The organism is Janthinobacterium sp. MP5059B (assembly GCF_001758645.1).
Classification (GTDB): Bacteria; Pseudomonadota; Gammaproteobacteria; order Burkholderiales; family Burkholderiaceae_D; genus Janthinobacterium; species Janthinobacterium lividum.
Genome location: NZ_LRHX01000006.1, coordinates 840,936 through 864,227, shown reverse-complemented (window position 1 = coordinate 864,227; position 23,292 = coordinate 840,936). Strand labels below are relative to the sequence as shown.

Here is a 23,292-nt window from a genome sequence, read left to right as displayed (position 1 = left end):
GCGATCCAGGCCCGCACTTAAATAGCACTATCCCAGGGCGCCGACAACCTCACCGCGCAGTTGATGAGGCCCACCATCGAATACGTCTGCGGGAAATTCCCCCACATCTCCCCCGTCACAGGATGCGTGTCTTCCGACAGCAAGCCCAGGTGGTTGCGCGCCATCAACATCGTTTCGAAGATTTTCCTTGCTTCATCTTTCCTGCCGATGCGGGCCAGGGCGTCGATGCGCCAGAAGGTGCAGATGTTGAAGGCCGTTTCCGGTTTGCCGAAGTCGTCGGGCGCTTCGTAGCGGCGCATGTAGGGGCCGTCGCACAGCGACGCTTCGAGGGCGTCGACGGTGGCAATGAAACGGGGATCCATGGGGTCGATGAAGTTGACTTCCGCCATCAGCAGCACGGACGCGTCCAGGTCGCGCCCGCCCAGGCTTTCTGCGAACGCCTGGCGCTCCTCGCTCCACGCCTCGCGCAGCAGGCGTTCACGGATCAGCACGGCACGGCTGTTCCAGTGGTCGGCGCGGTCCGGCAAGCCCAGCTTGTGCGCGACCTTCGCCAGGCGGTCGCAGGCGGCCCAGCTCATCAGCATGGACGAGGTGTGGACCCTCGCCCGCGTGCGCAGTTCCCACATGCCCGCGTCCGGTTCCGCATGCAATTTGAAGGCCTGGTCGCCCACGGCTTCCAGCGCGGCGAACTCGGCTTTTCCCGCCCGGTGGAATAATCGGTGGTCGAGGAAAGCCTGGGCAGCACCGAGCACGATGTTGCCGTACACGTCGTGCTGGAAGTGTTCCTGCGCCTGGTTGCCGACGCGCACGGGACCGTTGCCGCGGTAGCCGGGCAAGTGGTCGAGCATGGATTCGGGCAACTGCTCTTCCAGGCCGATGCCGTACAGGGGCTGGATGTGGCCGCCTTTCGAGCGGGCGACGATATTCGTCAGCCAGCGCAGGTATTCCTCCATGGTGCCCACTTCCGACAGGCTGTTCAATGCACGCACGACAAAGAAGGCATCGCGCAGCCAGCAATAGCGGTAATCCCAGTTGCGGCTGCTGCCGGGCGCTTCCGGGATGCTGGTGGTCATGGCGGCGATGATGGCGCCCGTGTCTTCATATAAAGACAGTTTTAATGTGATGGCCGCGCGGATGACCACGTCCTGCCATTCCAGCGGCACGGCCAGGCGGCGCGTGTAGGTGCGCCAGTAGTTGATGGTTTCCTTCTCGAAGATGCGCGCCGTTTCGTCGATGCCGCCGGCCAGGGTTTCATCCGGGCCCAGCAGGAAGTTGGCCGTGCCGCCCAGCACGAAATACGTTTCGCTCAGCACATAATTGAGCGACACATCCGTGTTCAGGCGCAAGGTCTGTTCCGGCCCTACGTAGCGGATGTGGTGGCTGCCCTGCGTGATTTGCGGCGCCAGCTTGCCCCAGTCGTAGCGGGGGCGCAGGCGCACCCGGATGCGCACGGCATGGTCGAGCGGCCGCACCCGGCGGATCAGCATCAGCGGGCGGAACATGCGGTCGCGGCTGAGGAATCGGGGCGCGAAATCCGTGATTTCCACGCCGCGCCCGTCCGTGTCGTACAGCCGCGTGCGCAGCACGGCCGTGTTCGGCTCATAAAACTGTTCGCTGCGGGCAAAGTTCTCAATGTCGATGGCCCACACGCTGCCGTTTTCCGTGGCGTCCAGCAAGCCGTTGAAGACGGGATCGCCATCGAAACGGGGCAGGCAGGACCAGACGACCTGCCCCGCCTGGTCGATCAGCGCGCTGAAGGCGCAATTGCCCACCACGCCGCAGTTGAGGGATGCTGGCGCGGACGCACCGCCGGGGGTGTCATCAGCTTGTTCAGTGGATATGGTCATCGGCTACTCCTTGAAAGGGGATACGGACGCGGCCAGCAGCGCGGCGCGCAAGGCGCCCGGGCTGGCCAGGCGCAGGGTGGCGGCGCTGGGGCCCTTGCCCACTTTCACGCCCTGCCCGCCTGCTAGTTGAACATAGGCAAAGCCTGCCTCGTCGGTGGTGTCGTCGCCCGCAAACACGGGCCGGCGGCCGGCGAACGGGGTTTCCTGCATGAAGGCGGCGATGGCGCCGCCCTTGTCGGTGCCGGCCGGCTTGGCTTCCAGGACCATTTTGCCATGCAACAGCAATACCCCCGGGCACGCTTGCACGGCTGAGGTCATTTCCTGCAGGCACAATTGTTCGAGTTCGGGCGCCAGCCGGTAATGCAGGGCCACGGCACCGCGCTTTTGCTCCACCAGCAAACCGGGGTATCTCGCCGCCAACGCCTGCGCACGCGCCAGCACGGGCGAGACATCGGGCGTGGCCGCCACATGCAGCACGCCATCGGCGCCGCGCCGCTCCACGCCATGCACGCCGGCAACCGGCAGGGTCAAGGGCGCCAGCATGGCATCGAGCTGGACTATGGGACGCCCGGAAATGAGGGCCAGCGCGCCGCCGTGGCGCTCGGCCAGCAGCGCCAGCGCTTCAACCACGCCCGCTTCCAGGCGCACGCCATCGGGCGTGGACGCCAGGTCGACCAGGGTGCCGTCGAAGTCGAGGAAGACGGCTGTGCCAGGCGTACCCAGCAGTTGCAGCAAGGCTGCGCTATCGTCAGGGGTATCGTCCATCAGATTCCCTTGCGCCGCTTGATGCGGCTGTGGGCGTCGATCTTGGTCATGACCTTGTCGCGCTGGCGCAAGCGGGCCGCGTCCAGCAGCATGCGCCCGGCCCAGCGGTAGACATTGAAATGTTTCACACGGGCCCGCATGCTCTTCATCCGCTCGCGCTGCTCCACGGGCGGCATCACGAGGGCGCGGTACAGGGCATCGGCGCCCTGCTCGATGTGATACGGGTTGATGATCAGCGCTTCATGCAACTCGCGCGCGGCGCCCGTAAATTGCGACAGCACCAGCACGCCCAGCTCGTCGTCGCGCGCGGCGATGAATTCCTTGGCCACCAAATTCATGCCGTCATGCAAGCTTGTCACCATGCACACTTCCGAGGCGCGGAAATAGCGCTGCAAATCGTCCTGGCCGTGGTGTTCGGCTTTCAGCAGGATGGGCACATAGTCTCCGCTGCCGAAGCGGCGGTTGATGCGCTCGACCATCTTGCGCACGCGGGCGTCGAAGCTTTGATATTCATCGAGCGAAGCACGGCTGGGGGCGGCGATCTGCACAAAGGTAAAATTGCCCACCATGCCGGGCTGCTGTTCCAGCATGCGCTCGACGGCCTGGAAGCGCTCGACGATGCCTTTCGTGTAATCGAGGCGGTCCACGCCGATGCCCAGCAAGTGGTCTGGCGCCACGCCCAGCTCGCTGCGGATCTGCGCGCGGCAGGTGGCCACGTCGGGCTGCGCCGGATCGTCTTCCGGCCAGGCGATGGAAATCGGGTAATCCTCGACTTGCGTCATCTCGCCGCCATACGAAATGGTCGACGCTTCCGGTTCGATGCGGGTTTCCAGGTAGCGGTCCACCGTTTCCAGGAAATTCTTGCGGTGGAATGGCGTATGGAAACCGAGGATGGTGCTGCCCAGCAAGCCGTCGAGGATTTCTTCGCGCCAAGGGCAAATACCGAACGATTCCGAGTTCGGCCAGGGGATATGCCAGAAAGTAATGATCGTCGCTTTCGGCAAGGCTTCGCGCACCATGCGCGGCAACAAGGCAAAGTGGTAATCCTGCACCAGCACGACGGGGTTGTCCGTCTTCGCCTCGGCGATCACGGCGTCGGCGAAGCGGCGGTTGACCTTCACGTACTGCTCCCAGTCGGACGAGCGGAACACGGGGCGCACGTGGGCGATATGGCACAGCGGCCACATGCCTTCATTGGCGAAGCCATAATAGTAGCCCTGCTCTTCCTCTTCCGTCAGCCACACGCGGCGCAAGGTATAGCTGGGATTGTCCGGCGGCACGGGCACGTGGTCGAGCTTATCCACCGTCTCGCGGTCGGCGGAACCGGCGCCATGCGCGATCCACGTGCCGGAACAGGCCCGCATCACGGCTTCCACGGCCGTCACCAGGCCGCTGGCGGGACGCTGCACGGTGATGCCGGCATCTGATTTCGTGTGGATATACGGTTCGCGGTTCGACACGACGAGCACCTGGTCGCCCTGCAAGTCCGCTTCCAGCAAGGCGCGCAGCTTGTCCGGCGTCCAGTCGGACGACCAGCCGTTGTCGCCCTGGCGTTCCAGGTGGTATTCCTGCAGCAACTCGCGCAAGTCGCCGATCAGCGGCTGCATTTCCGGCGGCGGCGCGGGCGCGGCGGCGGGCGCCGTGGCGGCGGCCACTGCGCCATTACTTTTCGGCAGCAATTCGCCCCGTAAAATATCCTTCACGGCCGACAGCCAGCCGCGCCAACTCAAATGGGCCACGAACACGGTCATCAGGGAAATCAATACGGCCAGCACGGCCAGGAAGGCAAAGATGAAGCGCTTGGTATCCGTATTGCGGCGCTCGACAAAGCTCATGTCCTGCACCAGCACCAAACGGCCCAGCTGGGATGCTTCCTGCATGACAGGCGTTTCGCTGATGTGGACTTGCCCTTGCGGCAATTGCGCCAGGGATTTGTACAGGCCGCCCGTGGAAGGCGTGCTCCAGCAGCCGATGGAAGCGGGATATTGCGCGGACTGGTAAACCAGGTGGCCCGCGTTGTCGCAAAAGCCGATGGCGATCAGGCGTTCGTCGCGCGTGGCGCCCTGGAACAGTTCGCCGATGCGGCTGGCATCTTGCGCGGGCAGGTATTCGGTGAGCGAGGGCCGGAGGGTTCCGGCGAGCAATTCTGCCCGGCTGTCGAGGTCGCGCACATACCAGCGCAGGGTGATATTGTCGAGCAGGGGTACCACAATATAAGCAAACAATCCCAGCACCAGAGCCAGTGGCAGGATGAAGCGCAAGGACATTCGGAGTGATCGTACTATCATCGTTTTCCTTTGCAAAAACAAAAAGCATGGCAAGTATGACTATGTTTCCACTGCGGCGACGCCCGTTTGCTTTCCGTATTGAAACGTCAACGTGACGTGGCGCAGCGCAGCAATTTCTTCCAGTATCCACCTTGATGCAGGTCTTATCCGTACGGCAACGCACGCCCCCGTTACGCCATCTGCCCGTAAAATACCCGCTTCCGACATCCCCCCCCACCAATTTCAAGGAGTTTTCGCCTATGGATCTCAGCACGTTCCACTCGCTGATGGGAGGCCCGCTGCGCTCGGCACTGACCGTGCTCGTTTCCGCCCTGCTCGTCACCGTGGTCGCCATCGGCGTGCACCGGGCCGGCATCAGCCTGCTGAAAAGACTGGCCAATGGCCGCCCATTCACCACCAATGCCACGCGCGTGGCCTTCCGCGCCAGCCAGCTGTGCGTGATCGTCTTCGGCCTGCGCATGGTGCTGGCCGGCGCGCCCGACGACACGCCGGGGCTGGTCGCCATGTCGCATATCACCAGCGTGGCGCTGATCATCGCGCTGACCTGGCTGGCCATGCAATGCATCCAGGCGCTTTCCATCACGATTTCCGAAGTCAACCCCGTCGACGTGGCTGACAACCTGCGCGCGCGCCGCCTGATCACCCAGGCTCGCGTGCTCACGCGCAGCGCGCACGCCATCGTCGTGATCCTGGGCCTGGCCTTCGTGCTGCTGACCTTGCCCGGCGCGCGGCAGATCGGCGCCAGCCTGCTGGCCTCAGCCGGCGTGGCGGGCCTGGTGGCCGGTATCGCCGCCCGTCCCGTGCTCGGCAATTTCATTGCTGGGTTGCAAATTGCATTTTCGCAACCCATCCGCATCGATGACGTGCTGATCGTCAATGGCGAATGGGGCAAGGTCGAAGAAATCAAGGGCACGTATGTCGTCGTGCGCGTGTGGGACGAGCGCCGCCTGATCGTGCCGCTGCAATGGTTCATTGAAAACCCGTTCGAGAACTGGACGCACAGCTCGTCCACCCTGCTGGGCACGGTGTTCCTGTGGCTCGATTTCAGTATCCCGCTCGAACCGCTGCGCGCGGAACTGACGCGCATCTGCGCATCCGCCACGCAATGGGATGGCCGGGTCTGCACCGTGCAGGCGACGGATTCGAACGAGCGCGCCGTGCGCGTGCGCTTTCTGATCAGCGCGGCGGATTCAGGCCTGGCCTTCGAGCTGCGCTGCATCGTGCGCGAGCAGATGCTGGCATTTATTACGGCCCACTACCCGCACGGCCTGCCCCGTTTGCGCTCCACGCACGACCCCATCGAGCTGCACGCCATGCAGGCGCAGAACGACAGCGTGTCGCTGCACAAGGCTTGAAAAACCTGCGGCGCGCTGCCCTTGCCCGCGCGCCGCTACAATGGTTCGCATGAGCACCACCGCCTGGTTCATCCTGATCGGCTGCCTGATGCTGGCGCGTGGCCTGGGCGCCGACGGCATCGCGCGCCTGCCCTTGACCTCGGCCATGGCTTACCTGGGCGTGGGCCTGCTGCTGGGCCCCATGTTCCTCGGCCTGTTTGCGTTCGACCTGGTGCAGCAGGCGCCCCTGCTGGAAACCCTGACGGAAATCGCTGTCCTCATCTCCCTGTTTTCCGCCGGCGTCAAGATGCCCGTGCCATTCAGCCTGGCGCGCTGGCTGCCGTCGCTGCGCCTGGCGTGGCTGTCGATGGCCGTCTCCGTGGCCCTGGTGGCCGCGTTCGCCTATTGGGTGCTGGGCCTGCCATGGGGCGCCGGCGTGCTGCTGGGCGCCATCCTCGCGCCCACCGACCCCGTGCTGGCCACCGACGTGCAGCTGCGCCATGCGGGTGACAGCGAGCAATTGCGCTTCATCCTGACCAGCGAGGCGGGCATGAACGATGGCAGCGGCTTTCCTTTCGTCATGCTGGGCCTGGGCTTGCTGGGCCTGCATGAACTGGGGCCGCACGGCGCCACCTGGCTGTGGCGCGATTTGGTCTGGGCCAGCGCGGGCGCCATGGCCCTGGGCGCGGCCGGCGGCGCGCTGCTGGCCTGGCTGGGCTGGCAGGTGCGCGCCAAGGAACCGAAACACGCGATGCTGGACGATCTGGCGGCCCTGGGCTTGATCGCCCTCGTCTACGGCCTGACTACCTGGCTGCACGCGTGGGGGTTTTTGGCCGTCTTCTTTGCCGGCGTGGCCTTGCGCCAGACGGAACTGCGGCTGGCCGGCGCGCCGAAAGACCGGCAAGGCTTGCTGCAGGCGGAAGAAACCCATGCCGTGTCCGCCACCAAGCCGCACGGCAGCGACGTGCCGCTGACCGTCAGCAGCGAATCCCTTGTCTTCAAGGAACACCTGGAACGCCTGTCCGAACTGACCCTGGTGCTGTTGCTGGGCGGCGCCGTCACGGCCGCCGCCTGGAACTGGCAAGCGTGGAGCGTAGCGCTGTTCCTGCTGCTGGTGGCACGCCCGGCCAGCGTGATGCTGGGCTTGCTGGCTTCGGGCACCGGCATGCGCCTGCGCGGGCTGGCCGCGTGGTTCGGCGTGCGCGGCATCGGTTCGCTGTACTACCTCAGCTATGCCATCGCGCATGGCTTGCCGCGCGGCCTGGCGCGCGAACTGGCCGACATCACCCTGGTCGTCGTCATCCTGTCCATCGTCGCGCACGGCCTGACGGTCAAACCCCTGCTGGAGCGCTACTGGCGCAAATAGGCGCCGCCCCCCCCATTACCATTGCTGTGCAGCAATGTTTTGTCAATTGCCCCTATGGCTGGCAGAAATATTGTTAAGATCATTCAAAATGGCAAAAGAGAGAAGCAATGAAACGAAGAAGCGTGCTGGGACTGGGCGTCTCACTGGCCCTGCTGCAAACGGGCTGCGCCACCGATCCGGCCAGGCTGGCGTGGGAAACGGCATTTGACGGCTTTATGCGCGATGGCCTGGCCCGCACGGAAACGCCGGGCATGAGCGTGGCCGTGGTGCGCGGCGAGCGCACCATATTCGCGCGCGGCTATGGCTGGGCCGACATCCAGGCCAGCAAGAAAGCCGATGCCAACACGGTGTTCCATGTCGCCTCCGTCAGCAAGCTCGTCACGGCCACGGCCATCATGATGCTGCTGGAACAAGGCGCCTTCCAGCTGGACGACAAGGTGGCGGCCCACCTGGACTTCCCGCTCATGCATCCGAAGTTTCCCGATGTGCCCATCACCTTCCGGCATTTGCTCAGCCACACCTCGGGCATTTCCGATGCCGTGTACGAAAAGACGACGGCGTTTGCCGTGCAGGGCGACCCGCGACTGCCCCTGCGCGACTTCGTCAAGGGCTATCTGTCGCGCGGCGGCGCCTGGTATGACGCGGATGTGTCGTTTGCAGCCCGGCCCGGCACGGAATGGCGCTACAGCAATGTCGGCATCGCCCTGCTCGGCTATCTGGTGGGCCGCTTGAACCCCGATGGCCTGGACGCCTTTGCGCACGAGCACCTGTTCGAACCGCTCGGCATGGACAGCACGGCCTGGAACCTGGCCGGCTTGCCGCGGCGCGCCGTCGTCGCCCAGCCGTATGCGCACAAGGAGCCGGGCCTGCAAGTGCTGCCGCCCGTCGGCTATCCGGACTGGCCGGCCGGCCTGCTGCGCAGCTCCGCGCATGACTTTGCCCGTTTCCTGGCCATCTTCAGCAATGGCGGCCGGGTCGATGGCCACCGTTACTTGCAAGATTCCACTCTGCAATTGTTTTTCGCCCCGCAAGCAGCCCCCGTCGTGCCTGCCGATGCATCCGTGCGCCAGGCTTTGGTGTGGCAGTTGCGCGACGTCGACGGCAAGCCGCTGGCCACGCACAGCGGCGGCGACCCGGGCGCCGCGTCCGTCGTCTGCGTCGACCGGGCCAGCAAGACTGCCGTGCTGGCCTTCGCCAACGTCAGCGCCGACAAGGAGTTTCGCTCATTCCAGAAAGAAGTCGTGCTGCGCCTGCTGGCGCATGGCGGCAGCGGCGCGCCAGCGAGGTAGGCATGCCGCTTGTGTGAGCGGACGCACGGTGGCGCATGGGCAAGAAAGTATGCTGTGCTGGTCAGACTTGACACTCAACGAGGAGACCAGCATGACTAACCGTATCGGCAACAAGGACGTGGCGCAGCAGCGCAGCAAGAGTGAAAAAGCCCGCATCAAGGCGCAGAACATCGCCAGCGAAGCCGTCAAGAGGGCCGAGGCCAGGGCCCGCTACCGCAATGCAGTCAAGGGCCAACCGGGCCAGCCCGCTCCCGGTGCCTAGACGCCGAACCAGCCGTGCAGTTTCTCGGCGGCCCGTTCCTTGACCTCGGCCGTGATGTAGGTGGCGACCGTGGCGACAGCCGCCGCCAGCACGGCCAGGTCATCCGCATAGCCGACCACGGGCGTGATGTCGGGAATCGCATCGATGGGCGAAATGAAATAGCCGAGCGCGCCATAGATCGCCGTCTTGGCCCACAGCGGGGTATTCGGCTGCTGTGCCGCGTAGTACAGCCACAGGGCTTTCTCGATGACTTCGCGTCCCGCCGTCTTGGCGAACTTGACGACCTTGTCCCAGAAGCTGTCATCCGTGTATTTCTTTTCATACTGCTTGTCGGCCTGGGGGGCGTGGTCTTCTTCCAGATTCTTTTTTCTGCCAAACATCTGCTGCTCCTGTCTGCCGCGCACGGCGTTACGAATGCGCACCTTAGCATAACGGCGCGGCGGGTGTGCGGCCTGCAAGGTAAGCTATCGTCATGGAAATATCTGCCACCACCACGGCCCGCGCCGCCGGCCTGCGCTACACGGGCGACCACCAGGGCGGCATCGCCCGGCTGGGCAAGCCCGGCAAGTTCCGCTACCGCGACGCGGACGGGTCGATCCTGCGCGATGCCACCATCTTGACGCGCATCAAGGCACTGGCCATTCCACCGGCCTGGACGGGCGTGTGGATCTGCCCGCACGCCAACGGCCACCTGCAGGCGACGGGACGCGACGCGCGCGGACGAAAACAGTACCGCTACCATGCGCGCTGGCGCCAGGTGCGCGACGAAGTGAAATATGAGCGCATGCTCAGCTTTGGCCGCGCCCTGCCCGCCATCCGCACCGCCGTCGCGCGCGGCATGCAGTTGCCAGGCTTGCCCCGTGAAAAAGTGCTGGCCACCATCGTGCACCTGCTGGAATTGACGATGATGCGCATCGGTAACGAAGAATATGCACGCACAAACAAATCGTTCGGCCTGACCACGCTGCGCACGCGCCACGTGCAGGTCGACGGGAGCGCCGTGGCCTTCCATTTCAAGGGCAAGAGCGGCGTGCGCCACGATATCCGCCTGAGCGACCGGCGCCTGGCCAGGGTGCTGCAGCGCATGCGCGAGCTGCCGGGGCAGGAACTGTTTCAATATGTGGATGCGGAGGGCGAGCGCCACGGCATCGATTCGGGCGACGTCAACGATTACCTGCGCGAGGTGACGGGCGAAGATTACACGGCCAAGGATTTCCGCACCTGGTCCGGCACCTTGCTGGCCGCGCTGGCCCTGCAAGCGTTCGAACAGGTCGATTCCGATGCGCAAGCCAAGAAAAACATCGTGCAGGCGATCGAGTCCGTGGCTAAAAAGCTGGGCAACACGCCGACGATCTGCCGCAAGTGCTATGTGCACCCGGCCGTACTGGAATCGTATCTGGATGGCAGCTTATTGGAAGGCATGCGCGCGCGGGCGCGGCAGCAAATGCAGGACGACCTACAGGCGCTGGCGCCGGAAGAAGCAGCCGTGCTGGCCTTGCTGCAGCAGCGCCTGCAAGGGTCCGTTCCCGTCAAGCCTGGCGCCCGGGCTGGGGCTGGCAATGGGCCGACAGCTTGAGGGCATCCGTGCTGCAGACGGGCAAGGAGCCATGGCCCGCTTCGCGCGCCACGGGTGCCGGTGCGGCATCACTGGCCGGCGCCTCGCCCGGATTGACGAAAGTGGCCGCCAGGGTCGAAAAAGTAAACAGGCAGATCAGCAAGAACGGCTTGTTCACGTGAATGGACTGGTCTGGCTTTTGCATCGCATACTCCGTCGGAATGGTTGGCTGTTGCAGCATGAACACGATCATCGCGTGTTTCCGCAAGGCATACAATCAGACAGTTTCGACAAGACGGGTAGGACAGCGCTGACAGGCTCAGCCATAACGTCCCGTGTCGGCAGATTTGACACCTGCCCCGGCCCACCTCGACCAAGCCCTTGTTTTTACAGAAAAAATTGTTCGGGAATGCTTCCTGCTTGACCTCTTGTCTGGGCACGCTTGGCGCCAGTCAACGGGGGAACGGTCATGAGCTTTATCAAACAGGCGCTGCTGGCGCTGCTGCTATGCGCAATGTCTGCCGCGCACGCCACCAGCATCGGCTACGCGGCAACATCGCTGGGCGGCACGCAGTGGCGCTACGACTATACGGTCAGCAATACCACCCTGCCCATCCCCATCGAGGAATTCACCTTGTTCTTCAGCGTGGGCCAGTATGCCAACCTGCACAGCGTCTCCACTGCACCCGGCTGGGACGTGCTACTGGTGCAGCCCGATCCCGCCATCCCCGCCAGCGGCTACCTCGACGCGCTGGCGCTGGCGGGCGGCATCGCGCCCGGCGCCACGGCCACGGGATTTTCCGTCACCTTCGATTACCTGGGCGCGGGCAGCCCCGGCGCCCAGCCGTTTTCCATCCTCGATCCCGTTTCCTTCATCGAGCTCGAGACGGGCATCACGCAGCCGGCCGCCATCGCCCTGCCGTCCACGCCCTGGCTGCTGCTGGCGGGCATGCTGGCCATGGCCTGCCGGCGGCGCCGGCAATTGGCGGGCGCCGCGCTGGCCTCATTGCTGGCGCTCGGCCTGTGCGCGTGCGGCGGGCCGAACGATCCCACGCAAGCACCGACGCCGAAAGTCATGCTGGCCGGCACCGCAACCGCCGTCCAGGCCGCCGGGGACTTCGAAGTGACACAGCTGGAAAAGGTGGCCGAACAGCGCGCCAGCCGCACAGCCTGGGACTATACCTACCGCGTGCATATCCGCAACAACAGCAGCGCCGCGGCCAGCAATGTGCAAGCCGTGCTGGCCAGCGTGCCCGAAGGCAGCACCATCATCGATGGCGACGTGCTGGCCGGTAGCATCGACGCGGGCGCCACCGCCACGCCCGACGACACCATCACCTTGCGCATCGAGCGCAACATCGCCTTCCAGAGCAGCGGCCTGGCGTGGACTTTCAGCGCCAATGCCGGCATCGCACTCGATCCCGTGCGGCCGGCGCAGGTGGTCGTGCTGTCGCTGGCCGAGCTGGGTTTCACGGACGGCGCCGACAGCGTCAAGGCCAGCGGCGCCGTCACGGACGTGCTGCTGCAGGACGGCAGCCTGCGCTTTTCCACGCCCGGCGACACGGGCGAGGACCAGCACGCGCAGTTTTTCCTCAGCAAGGGCAACAGCGTCACCACCCTCGACCTGCTGATCCAGACGGAATTGCCCACGGCCGTGGAAACCTATGTGGAGCCGGACGACGACGGCAACGTGCCCGCCACGGCGCCCGTGCTGGCCATCACCGGACTGGGGCCGAACAACCGGCTGCAGGCGACCGCGCTGGAATTTCGCCTGATGGGCGCCGCCCCCACGACCCTGCAGGACGACAGCGATGGCCTGCTGTCGACGCCGGGCGGCGCTTCCGTCAGCCTCAAGCAGTATTGGGTCTTCGATGCGGCCAGCAACAGTTTCCGCATCAGCGCCGCGGCCATGCAGCAGATGCTGATACTCCTGCCCAACGGCACCTACGAGATAAACCTCAATTTCGTTTCGCAGGACGGTGAATTCACGGCCAGCTATGCCCTGATTGCCATCAAGTCCGGTACCGTGCTGCAAGGCCAGCTGCGCACTACCACGGGCGGCAATGCCACGGGGCTGGCCGGCAAGAAGATGTTATTGGCCGGCTACAACAGCCACCAGCGCCAGGTGGCCGTGGTCGACGCCACGGGCGCCTTCCATTTCGATGGCGTACTGCCCGATACCTACCAGCTGACCTTGAACGATCTCGTCCACCCGGGCGTGGTCAGCGTCAGCACCGCCGTCTTCGACAACAGCACCACCATCAACGTGGACATCGTCTATCCGTACGGCCCCGGCCTGGCCCAGCGCGCCGCGCCGCAAAGCTACGCGGCCGCCACTGTCACGCAGGATGGCGCCGGTCCGCCCGCGCGCGCCGAGGCAGCCGCGCCCCGCGCCGTGCCGGACGTGACGCCGCAGGATGACGAGGGCAGCAAAACGTTCACGGCCACGGCCGCCGCGCAAAACCAGACCATCAGCGTGCCCGTCAGCTACACGGTACCCAAAGGCACGAAAAACGTGGGCGTGAAAATCACCGTCAGCACGGCCGAGTACCCCGTCTATACGACGGCGCAAAGCCAGTACAACGATACCTGGTCGTACGCCGTGACGGGACTGCCCGGCGTCAACCTGGCCGCCACGGGCGCCGTCAACCAGACGCACTACACGCAGGGCAGCATCGTCAGGACGGAATGCGTCGATGTCGGCAAGCAAACCCAGGCCGGAGCGTTGAGCCTGGGCGGCAACGTCAGTGCCACGAATATCGGCGACAGCTCCCTGGCCACCGTGACGACGGTGGAACTGAGCCTCGTGTGCAAGGGTTTGAAGGTGACTCAGGCGAAATTCAACTCGCCCAACAAGGCCGCCCACCCCGTGCTGCAGCCGATCAAGCTGACGGGCAATCTGCCGGGACCGTATGTATCGGTCTCGCAAGGGGCAGCGACGGCCACCCACACCTTGCCGCTGGAACTGCACTACACGCCGGCGGCGGCGACGATTACGGAGGTCAATATCGGCATTTCGGCCGGTGGCGGCAATCCCGCCTTCAGCACGGTGAATTTATTGTCTCAGGTCAATACCAAGAGCGCCGGCAAGGTGAAATTTCCCAGCCTGGTGCTGCCCGTCTTTGCCGGCGCCAAGCTCGACAAGAAAGCCGTCGTCACGGTGCGCCTGAAGGGCCGCATCGACAATACCGACGCCAGCTCCGACCCGGCCGAAGGGGGGCAAGTGCAATTCAAGGGCGACACGGCCTACATTCCCCTGTATCTGGCCAATAATGAAGCGGCGCTGGCGGCGCGCCGCTATGGCGCGCGCGATGCGGGCGGCGACTCGTGGGCCACGCGCCTGGCCATCGCCTGGCTGGCGGGCAATGCCTACCGCTTCGACGACATCAGCGGCCAGCACGTGACGCAGACGGCCACGGGCCGCTCTATCCTCGGCCACAGCGGCCACAGCGACGGCCAGCAGATCGACTTGCGCTATGCGGACGGCGCGGGCGGCTACACGGATACACTGGGCGGCCAGAACAATGGCGCCGACATCGAGAAACTGATCATCGCGGCAAAGGCGGAAGTGGTCAACAACCCGGCGCAAAAGCCGAAGCTGGCGGCCTTGCTGGCATGGATCGCGGCCAACCGCGCCATGCTGGCCCAGGAGGCGTTACCGGCCAGGACGCGCGTCGTCTACATCGGCCCCAGCTTCGTCAAGCTGGCGCTCGTCAACGGGCGCTTTTCCGCCGATCCGGCCGACAAGATCCCCGGCGCGGGCGCGTGGCTCAAGCCGATGAAAGTCCATATCGAGAAGGGACACCTGAGCCACTGGCACATCAGCCTGACGGCCCACCCGTGACCGTCAGTCACGCCGCGATGGCGTCAGGCGGGCAAATCGGACAGTTCCAGCTCCGAAAAGCCCGCCCGGCGCCGCGCTTCCAGGTTGAACGGGCCGCGCAGGGTCGGGGCTTCGTAGCGCAGCGCCAGCTCGGCATACGTGGCGCGCAATTCCAGGCCCCTTTGATCGCACAGGTAGCCATACCAGCGGTTGCCGATCTCGACGTGCCCCACTTCATCGCGCAGGATGATGTCGAGGATGGCGGCGGCGGCCATGTCTCCCGCCTGCGCCAGCTTGGCGCGCAGCGGCGGAATCGCGTCCAGGCCCCGCGCTTCCAGGGTGCGCGGCACCAGCGCCATGCGCGCCAGCACGTCGCCGCGCGTCTTGTCGACCATTTCCCACAGGCTGTCATGGCCGGGGAAATCGCCATACGTGTGGCCCAGCACCTGCAGGTGCGCCTGCAGCATGGCAAAGTGCGTGGCTTCCTCTTTCGCCACGCGCAGCCAGTCCGTGTAGTACTCGGCCGGCAAGTCCGGGAAGCGCCACAGGGCGTCGAGGGCCAGGTTCATGGCGTTGAACTCGATGTGCGCGAGCGCGTGCACGAGCATGGCGCGCCCTTCCGGCGTGATCATCGAACGCCGCCCCACCAGGCGCGGCGGCACCAGCTCCGGACGCTCGGGGCGGCCCGGAACGGGGCCGGTCGGCACCAGCGGCGCCTGCGCATCGAGCGCCAGCTGCGCTTCGGCCATGGCCGCCACCATCGCCACCTTGGTCGCCGGGTCCGGTTCGAGCAGGCAGGCCAGCGCAGATGCGCGTAATTCCGCTGGCGCGGTGGAGGTCAAGGGAGATGGTTGCATGGGGCTGCTTTCTGGCGCGTTGCTTGGTAAGGCGCGCAGTGTATCAAATTGCCTGCCCCAGCAGCCAGTCGAGCAAGGCCTGCACCCGTGCCGGCAGCGCGGCGCGCCCGCTGTGCACGAGGTAATACGCCTGCGGGCTGGCTAAGGCAAACCCGCCAAACGGCAAGACCAGCTGGCCGCTGGCCAGCCACGGCTGTACCAGCTGGCGCCGGCCCATGGCCACGCCCGCGTGGTGGATGGCCGCCTGCGCGCACAGGTCGGCGCGGTCGAAGCGCAGGCTGCGCGCGGGCAGACTCACGTCTGGCGCCTGCCCATCCAGCCACAGGCGCCACTCCGCATCGGGCGCGCAGGCGGGCCAGGCCAGCGTGTCGTGCAGCACCGTCGCGCTGGACAAGTGATGTGGCGTCTCCAGCAGGCCGTGTTCGCGCGCATAAGCGGGACTGCAGACGGGCGCCAGCCATTCATCCATCAGCTTGCGCGAGGCCAGGCCGGGAAAGCTGCCGTCGCCATAATGCAAGGCCAGGTCGACCTGGCCGGCGCGAAAGTCCACGCTATCATTACCCACGCGCAAATCGATCGACACGTCCGGATACTGCGCAGCGAACCCTGCCAGGCGCGGCACCAGCCAGCATTGCGCCACCGAGGGACGAGCATGCACGGTGACGCTGCCCGCCAGCGTGTCGCTGCCGGCAATGGCCGCCTGCAGGCCATCCCAGCCCGCCTGCAGGGCGGCAAAGATGCGCTCGCCGTCCTGCGTCAGCTTGACTTGCCGCGTCAGGCGCTGGAACAAGCGCAGACCCAGGCCCGCCTCCAGCCGCGCGATGCGGTGGCTGACGGCGCTGGGCGTGAGCGCCAGTTCCTGTGCCGCCAGCGCGAAGCTGGCATGGCGCGCCGCCACGAGAAAGGTGTGCAGGTTGGCGAACTGGCTGGCCGTGAGCGCCGCGCCGGCCGGCATCAAGCGGCTCCGGCCGCCAGCAGCGCGCGGCCCCGCGCCACGTAGGCGGCCATTTCCGCCTCGGGAACCATGCTGCCGCCCGTGCCCCACACCAGATGCGTGGCCTGCGCCAGATTCTGCTGATATTGCGGCGCAGCCAGCACGGGAGGGATACCCGCGAAACCGGCCACGGCCGACGGTTCCAGGCGCAGCTGCTCCGTTTGCTCCAGCGTCGCCAGCAAGCGGTACAGTTCTTCATCCGTGACGGTGGCGTAGCCATCGATCAGCCGCTGCATGGCCCGTCCGACGAAGCCCGACGGGCGTCCCACGGCCAGGCCATCGGCGGCCGTGAGGTTGTCGATGCCGATCTCCTGCACGCTGATCCGATCGTGCAAGCCCGTGTGCACGCCCAGCAGCATGCATGGCGAATGGGTCGGCTCGACAAACACGCAGTGGACATGGTCGCCAAAGGCCAGCTTCAAGCCGAATGCCACGCCGCCGGGGCCGCCGCCCACACCGCACGGCAAGTACACGAACAGCGGGTGCGCGGCATCGACCGTGACGCCGCTTGCGGCGAATTGGGCCTTCAGGCGCTGGCCCGCCACCGCGTAGCCGAGAAACAGATCGTGCGAGTTTTCATCGTCAACAAAGTGGCAAGCCGCATCATTCTCCGCCTGCCTGCGGCCCGCTTCCACGGCCACGCTGTAGTCAGTCGCGTACTCGACGACAGTGACGCCGTGGCTGCGCAATTTGTCCTTCTTCCACTGGCGCGCATCGGCGGACATGTGCACGGTGGCGCGAAAGCCCAGGCGCGCGCTCATGATGCCAATCGACAAGCCCAGATTGCCCGTGGAACCGACGGCGATCGCATACTGGCCAAAGAAGGCCCGCACGGCGTCGCTGGCCAGCAGGCTGTAATCGTCGCCCTCCTTCAGCAAACCCGCGTCCAGCGCCAGCATTTCCGCATGTTTCAGCACTTCATAGATGCCGCCACGGGCCTTGATGGAGCCGGAAATGGGCAAATGGCTATCCTGCTTGAGCCACAGCCGACCGCCAGGCATGCCAAGCACCGCCTGCATGGCTGGCAGCGGCACGACGGGCGACTCGATGATGCCGCCGCTGGCCTGCGTTTCCGGGAAAGCCTTGGCCAGATAGGGCGCAAAACGCGCCAGGCGCGCGCTGGCGGCCGCCACATCGTCCGCCGTCAAGCCCACGTCGCTCAAGGCCTCGGCCGCCGGCGCGATGGCGGGATTGAACCAGCTCAAGGGCTGCAAGGCCATCAGTTCTGTAATCAGGGGAAATTTTTCGCGCAGCGCGGCGATGGCGGAAGTGGGCAGCATGGCAACCTCGTGAAGGAACAAGCCATGATTAGACCGCATCCGGGCGCCGCTGGCAAAGGATGGTTGATCAGGCAATGGGTGACGGGAGATCACCTGTCATGCCGCAACAGAAAAAACAAGGCTATTCGCCAGGAGCAAGCGCCCTGGATTTTTTGCTGTTTAAGAACGAGGCGATGAACACGGCTGGAAAACAGGCCAGCCAAAGATAGCATCCGGCGCCGAATCCCAGCACCGTGTAGGAAGCATTATCACTGGGAATTATTTTAATGCCAAAGGTAGTCAGTGCCAGCGCAAAGCCCAAAAAGGCGGCCAGCATCGCGGCACTGGGCTTCTCATTCGAGAAGTACATGGCAAAAATAAGCAGCGGATTGGCAAACCAGGCAAAACTGCCGGCCAACGGCCCTAGCCAGCCGAGCAATAACACGCCCCCACCCAGCAAGACTTCGTGGGAATCCACGATTGCCGTTAAAAACAGGGATGCCACATACGCGACAACAGTGAGGGACAGCACGATGGCGGCGGCATCTTCGCCGAGTATTTTTTGATATTTCACAGGTTTCCGATGGCACGAACGGGTGTAGCAGGACGATGATGGCTAGGAGAAAAACCACTCTCCTTACGGTTTTAGCGGCACGGCGCCCACTTCATATCACACCCGCAAGCCTCGCCATCGCACGCCTGTGCGGCAAACGCCGAAAACAGGAGACCATGCAGCATAACAAATTACCAAGAAGAAACATCCATACATTCTCACAAGCACCCGGCCAGCGCCGATGCGGTGCATTCGGCAGGCGCCTTCCACCTGCCGCAGCGGCAACTGGAAGGCGCCCGCGGATTGCCAGCCTTAGAACTTCAGCTGCAGCCCCAGATCAATCGACCTGCCCTCGGCCGGCAAGGCTTGCAGCGCCCCACCGTTCGTTTTCAAGCCCGACAGGTACACGCCGCCCAGCGGGTCTGCATACGCGCGGTTGAACAGGTTGCTCACGCCCGCGCTCAGGCTGGCCATCTTGCCCAGCGCCACGCTGCTGCGCAGGTTGACGAGCGCATAACCGCCCGTTTCGGGTTCGAAGCGGCGCGCGTCGACCTTCTCCTTGCGCGCCACGATCTTCGTCTCGATGCGGTTGCTCCAGGCGCCCAGCTTGTGCTCGACGGCCAGCAAGGCGTTGAACGGCATCATCCGATACAGGTCGCCGCCATCGCTGCGCTTGCCCCGCGTATATGCGGCGTTGCCGCTGGCCATGAAACTGCCCCAGCGCGTGCTGCTGGCCAGCGGCAGCTGCCATGCCACATTGGCGCCGTACAGTTTGGCGTCGTGGTTGGCAAAGCGCAGCAAATTACCGTTCGCGCCCATTTTCATGTACGGGTGGAAAGATGCCAGCACGTCGACGTCGATGTAATTGTCGACCTTGCTGTAGTACGGGTTGACGCGCACGAACCAGCCCTCCTCGCCGCCGCCATGCCAGTCGGCCGTGAACGCCGCCGTGTAAGCCGTCTCGGGCTTGAGGTCGATACTGCCCACATAGCCATTGCCATCGCCAAACCAGTTGGTCATGGTCATCGCCATCGAGCCGCGGCCCCACGAGTAGCGCTCGTACAGGTTGGGTGAGCGCACCTTGCGCGCCAGTGCGAATTCATAGCTGCTGGCCGCATCGGGCGTGAAGGTGGCCTGGGCGGAGGCATCGATATTCGTGTCGCGCTGGCTGCGGCTGCGCGCATTGAACGCCCTGGCTGCCATCACGTCCGGCATGTTCATCATGTTGGTGCCGTACGATTGCACGTCGCCCGTATCCATGCGCACGGATTCGCCGCGCAAGCCCAGCACGCTCGTCCAGCGCGCATCCTGGCCATGGCGCGTCTCCAGCTCGCCAAACAGCACGGTACGGTCGCGTTTGCCGTCGTTGATGTTCAGATAGGTGCGCGGCCCCATCATCATGGAACCGGGCACGGCTGGCCAATAGTCGTCGAGGCGAAAACCGTGCCACTCCTGGCCCAGGCGCAACTCGCCCGCAGCGGTCGGCAAGCTGGCCATCAGCGCATAGCCCGTGTTGCGTCCATGCGTAATCATCGGCATCGTGCCCGTGCGCTCGGGCGTGAAAAAGCCCATTTCGTGGTCCGTCTGCTGCCAGTAGGCGCGCGCGTCCAGCACGCCCCAGGCAAATGTGCCCTGGTAAGCCAGGTTGGCGAACTGGCCGTGGTTATCCGTCATGTCCATGTACTGGTTGGGAAAACCCTGGTACGGGATGTGCTGCACGCCGGCGCGCAGGGTCAGCTGCTGGCCATCGCGTTTCGCCGCCAGCACGATGGACTGGTTGATGCTTTCAACCATGCTGGCCAGCACGGTGTTGCCATGCCCATCTTCATAACTGTGGCCGCGCGTGTAGGCGCCGCTGTAGCCGATGCTGAGCATATCATTGGCTGCCGAGGCATTCACGCTGGTCGCCACGCTGTTGTTGACGCTGCGGCCGGACACGGCAAAGCTGCCTTGCGTGAGCAGCCCTGCGCCGGGCTGGGCGAACACGGGGGCGTTTGACTGCACCTCGATGGTGCCGCCGATGCTGTCGCCGCCCGCGCTGACGGGCGTCACGCCGGCAATCAGCTTGATGCGCTGCACCTGCTGCGGGTCGATATAGGACAGCGGCGCATTCATATGGTTGGCGCAGGCCGACGTCAGTTCCATGCCGTCGATGCGAATCTTGATGCGATCATCGGCGAAACCATTGACGACTGGCAAGCCGGACACGCCCCCGCCGGCCGCCACGCTGTAACCGGGTGTACTGCTGAGCATCAGCGCCGTGTCGGCGGCAGGACGGTAGCCTTCCTTGACGCCCGCGACGATGACTTTCATCTCGGGCAAGACCTCTTCAGTGCGGGTTTGCGCCACGGCGGGCATGGCGATGGCGAGGGAAATCAATAACGGTAAATGTTTCATGGTGCTGCTTTCAGATTCTGTATAGGTAAAACGAACAGACGCAAGCGCACGACACGCGCGGCGCAAGGCAGTTCAGGGAAAGGGACAGATCAGAAAGCGGCGGGCGGCCCGCGGGGCTGGACGGGTGTCCAGGCGAACAGGGGCGTGGCGGATTGGTAGAACAGCAGCGGCAGCAAGCCCGTGAGGATTTCTCCGGAAGCGAGCACGAGGGTCGTGGGGGGAATATCGAGGGTGGCCGCATGCATGCTGCAGCACGGGCAATCGCCCTTGCGCATGCCGCCCTTGGAGGTATCGGGCGCGTCCGTGGAGAATGCCGCGGGCAGCATGTTCATGCCGCCCGCCACCGAGCAGATTTCCAGGCTGGGCACGGCCAGGCCGCTGGCGACCGTCAGCGCGCGCGACACCGTAGGGGCGAGCGTGGCCAGGAAGATGGCGATACACGCGATCCACAGGACGATGCTTGCCTTGCCTTTGCTGATGAACATGGCAACATTGTATCAGGGCAAGCACCCTGCGCACAGGGTCCAGGTCAAGCCTTCCCTACCAATCCACCTTCATCGACAGCTTGATGGCGCGCGGCGCGCCGGACGCCAGGCGCGTGCCGGCGCCGGCCCAGTAGCGCTTGTCGGCCGCATTTTCCACGTTGAGCTGCCACACGACGCCCTTGTCCATCACGCGGCTCGCATAGCGGGCGCCCGCGCTGAACAGGCTCACGCCGCCGAGGAAAGCCTGGTTCAGGTCGTTGACGGGACGGGCGCTGTAGTAATACGCGCCGCCGTTGACGGACAGGCCCGGCACGGCGTCAAACGCGTAAGCCAAAAAGGCGCTGGCCGTGCGTTTCGATGCGTTTTCCGGTGCCTTGCCGTTGTAGTCGGCGTTGATGTGCGCAAAGCTTGGGTCGAGGAACTGGGCTGACGTCTGCCACGACAGCTGGCGCGTCAGCTTGCCCTGGGTCGACAGCTCCAGGCCACGGTAGCGCTGTTCGCCATCGGACGTGAACACATTGCTGGCGTTGGTGTAGTAGCCGGGGCGCGTGATGTCGAACAACGCGGCGGAGAGCAAGGTGCCGCTTGGGGTCAGCCAGCGCGCGCCCAGCTCTTTCTGTTTGCTGACTCCGGGCGCCATCTTGACGCCCTGGTTGGCGGTGCCCGTCGGCCCCGTCTCCCCCTCCTCCAGCCCGCGCGCCGTGGACACGTAAAACGACAGCTCGGGCGTGGCCTTGTAGATCACTGACGCCATCGGCGTCGTCTTGCTGACGTCGTAGTGGCTGGCGCCCTGGTCGCTTTGATAACTGCTGCGGCGCACGCCGATGACGCTTTGCCATTGCGGGCTGAAGACCATGCGGTCAAGCGCGTACAAGCCCGTGTCGCGCGTGTCGAGCGCAGCCGTCGTGGGCGCCGTCGGCTTGGGGCCGAATACGACATTCGTCACGGGCACGGGGTTGTACAGGTTTTGTGAGGCAATCGTATAGTTGCTCTGGTAAATCGGATCTTGCGACTTGTCCGTGCGCGAGGCGCCCAGGGTCAGTTCATGGGCGATAAAACCCGTATTGAAATTGCCAGCCAGTTCCGCGCGCAGCAGGTCCGACGCCGTCACGCTGTGCTGGATATTGCCCGTGATGCGGCCCGCGCCAGTGGCCAGCGCGGCCGCGTTGTTCAGGCGGAAGATGGCCAGGCGGCGGTCGCGCGCCGTTTCCGAGTGGCCCGCTTCCACCGTCAAGGCCCAGCCATCCGTGATGGCATAGTCGGCGCGCAATTGCGCGTTTTTCGTCTGCGCCTCGAAATGTGACCAGTCGGGGCCGATCAGCTTGCGCGGATCGACGGCGCGCGGCAAGCTGATCACGCCTTTCACGGCCGTGGGCAAGGCCACGCCCGCCTGCTCCGTCACCCTGCGGCGCTCGTATTCCAGGTCCGCCTTCAGCAGCAGTTTGTTCGTCACGCGCCAGTCCAGCGCCGTGGAAAGGAAACGGCGGTTGCCGTTGCCGACATGGTCCAGCCAGGAACCCAGGGTGCCGCCGGCTGCGTTAACGCGCACGCCGAATTCCTGCTGCGCGCCAAAGCGGCGGCCCACGTCGACATGCGCCACGGCACTGCCGCGGTCGTCGACGCTCAGGCCCATGCTCGTGACGGGCTGGCTGCCGGCCCGCTTGGTGACGAAGTTGACGACGCCGGCTGGCGAGGTAAACCCGTAATACAGGGCCGAGGCGCCCTTCAGCACTTCCACCCGCTCCTTGTTCTCCATGGGCACTTGCGAGAAGTTCATGATGGGCATGGAACCGTTCAGGCGGTAATTCGTGCGGTTTTCCACGGCGATGCCGCGTATCACCAATTGATCCCAGGTCTCGCCGCCGTTTTGCTGGCGCGTCACGCCCGCCGTATTACGCACGGCGTCGTACAGGCCGGACACGGCTTGCTGCTCCAGCAATTCGCGCGTGATCACGTTGACGGTCGACGGCACGTCCATGATGCTGGCGCCACGAAAGCTGCCCGCCTCCGTGGTGAGCGGCACCAGGCCCTGCGCGCGGGCGCCCGTCACCTGCACCGCTTGCATGACTTTCTCATCGCCAGCCGTCAGGTCGTCCTGGCCGCTGGCCCCATTGGCCGCCAACGCGGCGTGGGAAGCGAAGGCCAGCGACAGAGCTGCGGCGACTGGAAGTAAACGGGTGCGTGGAAAAGCGACAGGCATGACATCGGGCTTTCAATG

Annotated in this window: 18 protein-coding genes; 6 read left to right on the top strand and 12 right to left on the bottom strand. The window is 65.0% G+C overall.

All coding sequences use genetic code 11. The features are described 5' to 3' along the window. Positions 1-17: 17 nt before the first annotated feature. The 3 genes from JAB1_RS08425 to JAB1_RS08415 are packed head-to-tail and all read right to left on the bottom strand — an operon-like array spanning position 18 to position 4,879. Positions 18-1,847: a glycoside hydrolase family 15 protein gene (locus tag JAB1_RS08425; protein ID WP_070279471.1), complete on the bottom strand. Its 1,830-nt coding sequence runs from the start codon at positions 1,845-1,847 to the stop codon at positions 18-20. 3 nt (positions 1,848-1,850) lie between these two features. After that, the gene (gene otsB, locus JAB1_RS08420; protein ID WP_070279470.1) at positions 1,851-2,612 is read right to left on the bottom strand and encodes a trehalose-phosphatase; all 762 of its coding nucleotides are present in this window, start codon (positions 2,610-2,612) and stop codon (positions 1,851-1,853) included. After that, positions 2,612-4,879: a trehalose-6-phosphate synthase gene (locus JAB1_RS08415; RefSeq protein WP_139144484.1), complete on the bottom strand. Its 2,268-nt coding sequence runs from the start codon at positions 4,877-4,879 to the stop codon at positions 2,612-2,614. Before JAB1_RS08415 ends, otsB begins: the two co-directional genes overlap by 1 nt. A gap of 260 nt (positions 4,880-5,139) precedes the next feature. Here JAB1_RS08415 and JAB1_RS08410 point away from each other — a divergent pair, with 260 nt between their 5' ends. The 4 genes from JAB1_RS08410 to JAB1_RS29855 all read left to right on the top strand — a co-directional run bounded on the left by JAB1_RS08410 (position 5,140) and on the right by JAB1_RS29855 (position 9,151). Further along, positions 5,140-6,255, top strand: coding sequence for a mechanosensitive ion channel domain-containing protein (locus tag JAB1_RS08410; RefSeq protein ID WP_070279468.1), 1,116 nt, complete (start codon positions 5,140-5,142; stop codon positions 6,253-6,255). Between the two features lie 49 nt (positions 6,256-6,304). Continuing rightward, positions 6,305-7,600 carry a cation:proton antiporter gene (locus JAB1_RS08405; protein ID WP_070279467.1) on the top strand — a complete coding sequence of 432 codons (1,296 nt, stop codon included), beginning with the start codon at positions 6,305-6,307 and terminating at the stop codon, positions 7,598-7,600. Between the two features lie 107 nt (positions 7,601-7,707). Beyond that, positions 7,708-8,889 (top strand): serine hydrolase domain-containing protein, encoded by a 1,182-nt coding sequence (locus JAB1_RS08400; RefSeq protein ID WP_070279466.1) that lies wholly within the window; start codon positions 7,708-7,710, stop codon positions 8,887-8,889. A gap of 91 nt (positions 8,890-8,980) precedes the next feature. Next, complete coding sequence (locus JAB1_RS29855; protein WP_162835753.1) at positions 8,981-9,151, top strand: hypothetical protein; 171 nt, start codon at positions 8,981-8,983, stop codon at positions 9,149-9,151. Here JAB1_RS29855 and JAB1_RS08395 read toward each other — a convergent pair. Next, on the bottom strand, positions 9,148-9,531 hold the full coding sequence (locus JAB1_RS08395; RefSeq protein ID WP_070279465.1) for a DUF1232 domain-containing protein: 384 nt from the start codon (positions 9,529-9,531) through the stop codon (positions 9,148-9,150). The genes JAB1_RS29855 and JAB1_RS08395 overlap by 4 nt on opposite strands. 92 nt (positions 9,532-9,623) lie before the next feature. On the opposite strand from JAB1_RS08395, the gene JAB1_RS08390 reads away from it, so the two are divergent. Continuing rightward, entirely contained in the window at positions 9,624-10,727 is a 1,104-nt protein-coding gene (locus JAB1_RS08390) for a DNA topoisomerase IB (protein ID WP_070279464.1), read from the top strand. On the opposite strand, the gene JAB1_RS08385 is transcribed toward JAB1_RS08390, so the two are convergent. Continuing rightward, on the bottom strand, positions 10,681-10,911 hold the full coding sequence (locus JAB1_RS08385; RefSeq protein ID WP_139144483.1) for a hypothetical protein: 231 nt from the start codon (positions 10,909-10,911) through the stop codon (positions 10,681-10,683). The two genes, JAB1_RS08390 and JAB1_RS08385, sit on opposite strands and share 47 nt — an antisense overlap. A gap of 264 nt (positions 10,912-11,175) precedes the next feature. Here JAB1_RS08385 and JAB1_RS08380 point away from each other — a divergent pair, with 264 nt between their 5' ends. Next, positions 11,176-14,550 carry a hypothetical protein gene (locus JAB1_RS08380; protein WP_070279462.1) on the top strand — a complete coding sequence of 1,125 codons (3,375 nt, stop codon included), beginning with the start codon at positions 11,176-11,178 and terminating at the stop codon, positions 14,548-14,550. Between the two features lie 23 nt (positions 14,551-14,573). On the opposite strand, the gene JAB1_RS08375 is transcribed toward JAB1_RS08380, so the two are convergent. The 7 genes from JAB1_RS08375 to JAB1_RS08345 form a co-directional block, all read right to left on the bottom strand. After that, a complete protein-coding gene (locus JAB1_RS08375; protein ID WP_070279461.1) occupies positions 14,574-15,386 on the bottom strand; it encodes a ferritin-like domain-containing protein in 813 nt (270 codons plus the stop codon). 43 nt (positions 15,387-15,429) lie between these two features. Further along, positions 15,430-16,341 (bottom strand): DNA-binding transcriptional regulator DsdC, encoded by a 912-nt coding sequence (gene dsdC, locus JAB1_RS08370; RefSeq protein WP_070279460.1) that lies wholly within the window; start codon positions 16,339-16,341, stop codon positions 15,430-15,432. Then, on the bottom strand, positions 16,341-17,660 hold the full coding sequence (locus JAB1_RS08365) for a D-serine ammonia-lyase (protein WP_070279459.1): 1,320 nt from the start codon (positions 17,658-17,660) through the stop codon (positions 16,341-16,343). The genes dsdC and JAB1_RS08365 overlap by 1 nt, the downstream gene beginning before the upstream one ends. Positions 17,661-17,781: 121 nt before the next feature. Beyond that, positions 17,782-18,213, bottom strand: coding sequence for a hypothetical protein (locus JAB1_RS08360; RefSeq protein ID WP_070279458.1), 432 nt, complete (start codon positions 18,211-18,213; stop codon positions 17,782-17,784). Between the two features lie 291 nt (positions 18,214-18,504). After that, positions 18,505-20,589: a TonB-dependent receptor gene (locus JAB1_RS08355; protein ID WP_070279457.1), complete on the bottom strand. Its 2,085-nt coding sequence runs from the start codon at positions 20,587-20,589 to the stop codon at positions 18,505-18,507. 89 nt (positions 20,590-20,678) lie between these two features. Further along, on the bottom strand, positions 20,679-21,074 hold the full coding sequence (locus JAB1_RS08350; RefSeq protein ID WP_070279456.1) for a DUF2946 domain-containing protein: 396 nt from the start codon (positions 21,072-21,074) through the stop codon (positions 20,679-20,681). Between the two features lie 55 nt (positions 21,075-21,129). Then, positions 21,130-23,274, bottom strand: coding sequence for a TonB-dependent receptor (locus JAB1_RS08345; protein WP_070279455.1), 2,145 nt, complete (start codon positions 23,272-23,274; stop codon positions 21,130-21,132). Between the last annotated feature and the right edge of the window lie 18 nt (positions 23,275-23,292).

Coding starts and splice junctions, on each gene's coding strand:
- JAB1_RS08350 (WP_070279456.1), bottom strand. CDS start 21,074: ATGTTCATCAGCAAAGGCAAGGCAAGCATCGTCCTGTGGATCGCGTGT.
- JAB1_RS08425 (WP_070279471.1), bottom strand. CDS start 1,847: ATGACCATATCCACTGAACAAGCTGATGACACCCCCGGCGGTGCGTCC.
- JAB1_RS08405 (WP_070279467.1), top strand. CDS start 6,305: ATGAGCACCACCGCCTGGTTCATCCTGATCGGCTGCCTGATGCTGGCG.
- JAB1_RS08345 (WP_070279455.1), bottom strand. CDS start 23,274: ATGCCTGTCGCTTTTCCACGCACCCGTTTACTTCCAGTCGCCGCAGCT.
- JAB1_RS08380 (WP_070279462.1), top strand. CDS start 11,176: ATGAGCTTTATCAAACAGGCGCTGCTGGCGCTGCTGCTATGCGCAATG.
- JAB1_RS08375 (WP_070279461.1), bottom strand. CDS start 15,386: ATGCAACCATCTCCCTTGACCTCCACCGCGCCAGCGGAATTACGCGCA.
- JAB1_RS08385 (WP_139144483.1), bottom strand. CDS start 10,911: ATGCAAAAGCCAGACCAGTCCATTCACGTGAACAAGCCGTTCTTGCTG.
- otsB (WP_070279470.1), bottom strand. CDS start 2,612: ATGGACGATACCCCTGACGATAGCGCAGCCTTGCTGCAACTGCTGGGT.
- JAB1_RS08355 (WP_070279457.1), bottom strand. CDS start 20,589: ATGAAACATTTACCGTTATTGATTTCCCTCGCCATCGCCATGCCCGCC.
- JAB1_RS08390 (WP_070279464.1), top strand. CDS start 9,624: ATGGAAATATCTGCCACCACCACGGCCCGCGCCGCCGGCCTGCGCTAC.
- JAB1_RS08365 (WP_070279459.1), bottom strand. CDS start 17,660: ATGCTGCCCACTTCCGCCATCGCCGCGCTGCGCGAAAAATTTCCCCTG.
- dsdC (WP_070279460.1), bottom strand. CDS start 16,341: ATGCCGGCCGGCGCGGCGCTCACGGCCAGCCAGTTCGCCAACCTGCAC.
- JAB1_RS08395 (WP_070279465.1), bottom strand. CDS start 9,531: ATGTTTGGCAGAAAAAAGAATCTGGAAGAAGACCACGCCCCCCAGGCC.
- JAB1_RS08400 (WP_070279466.1), top strand. CDS start 7,708: ATGAAACGAAGAAGCGTGCTGGGACTGGGCGTCTCACTGGCCCTGCTG.
- JAB1_RS29855 (WP_162835753.1), top strand. CDS start 8,981: ATGACTAACCGTATCGGCAACAAGGACGTGGCGCAGCAGCGCAGCAAG.
- JAB1_RS08410 (WP_070279468.1), top strand. CDS start 5,140: ATGGATCTCAGCACGTTCCACTCGCTGATGGGAGGCCCGCTGCGCTCG.
- JAB1_RS08415 (WP_139144484.1), bottom strand. CDS start 4,879: ATGTCCTTGCGCTTCATCCTGCCACTGGCTCTGGTGCTGGGATTGTTT.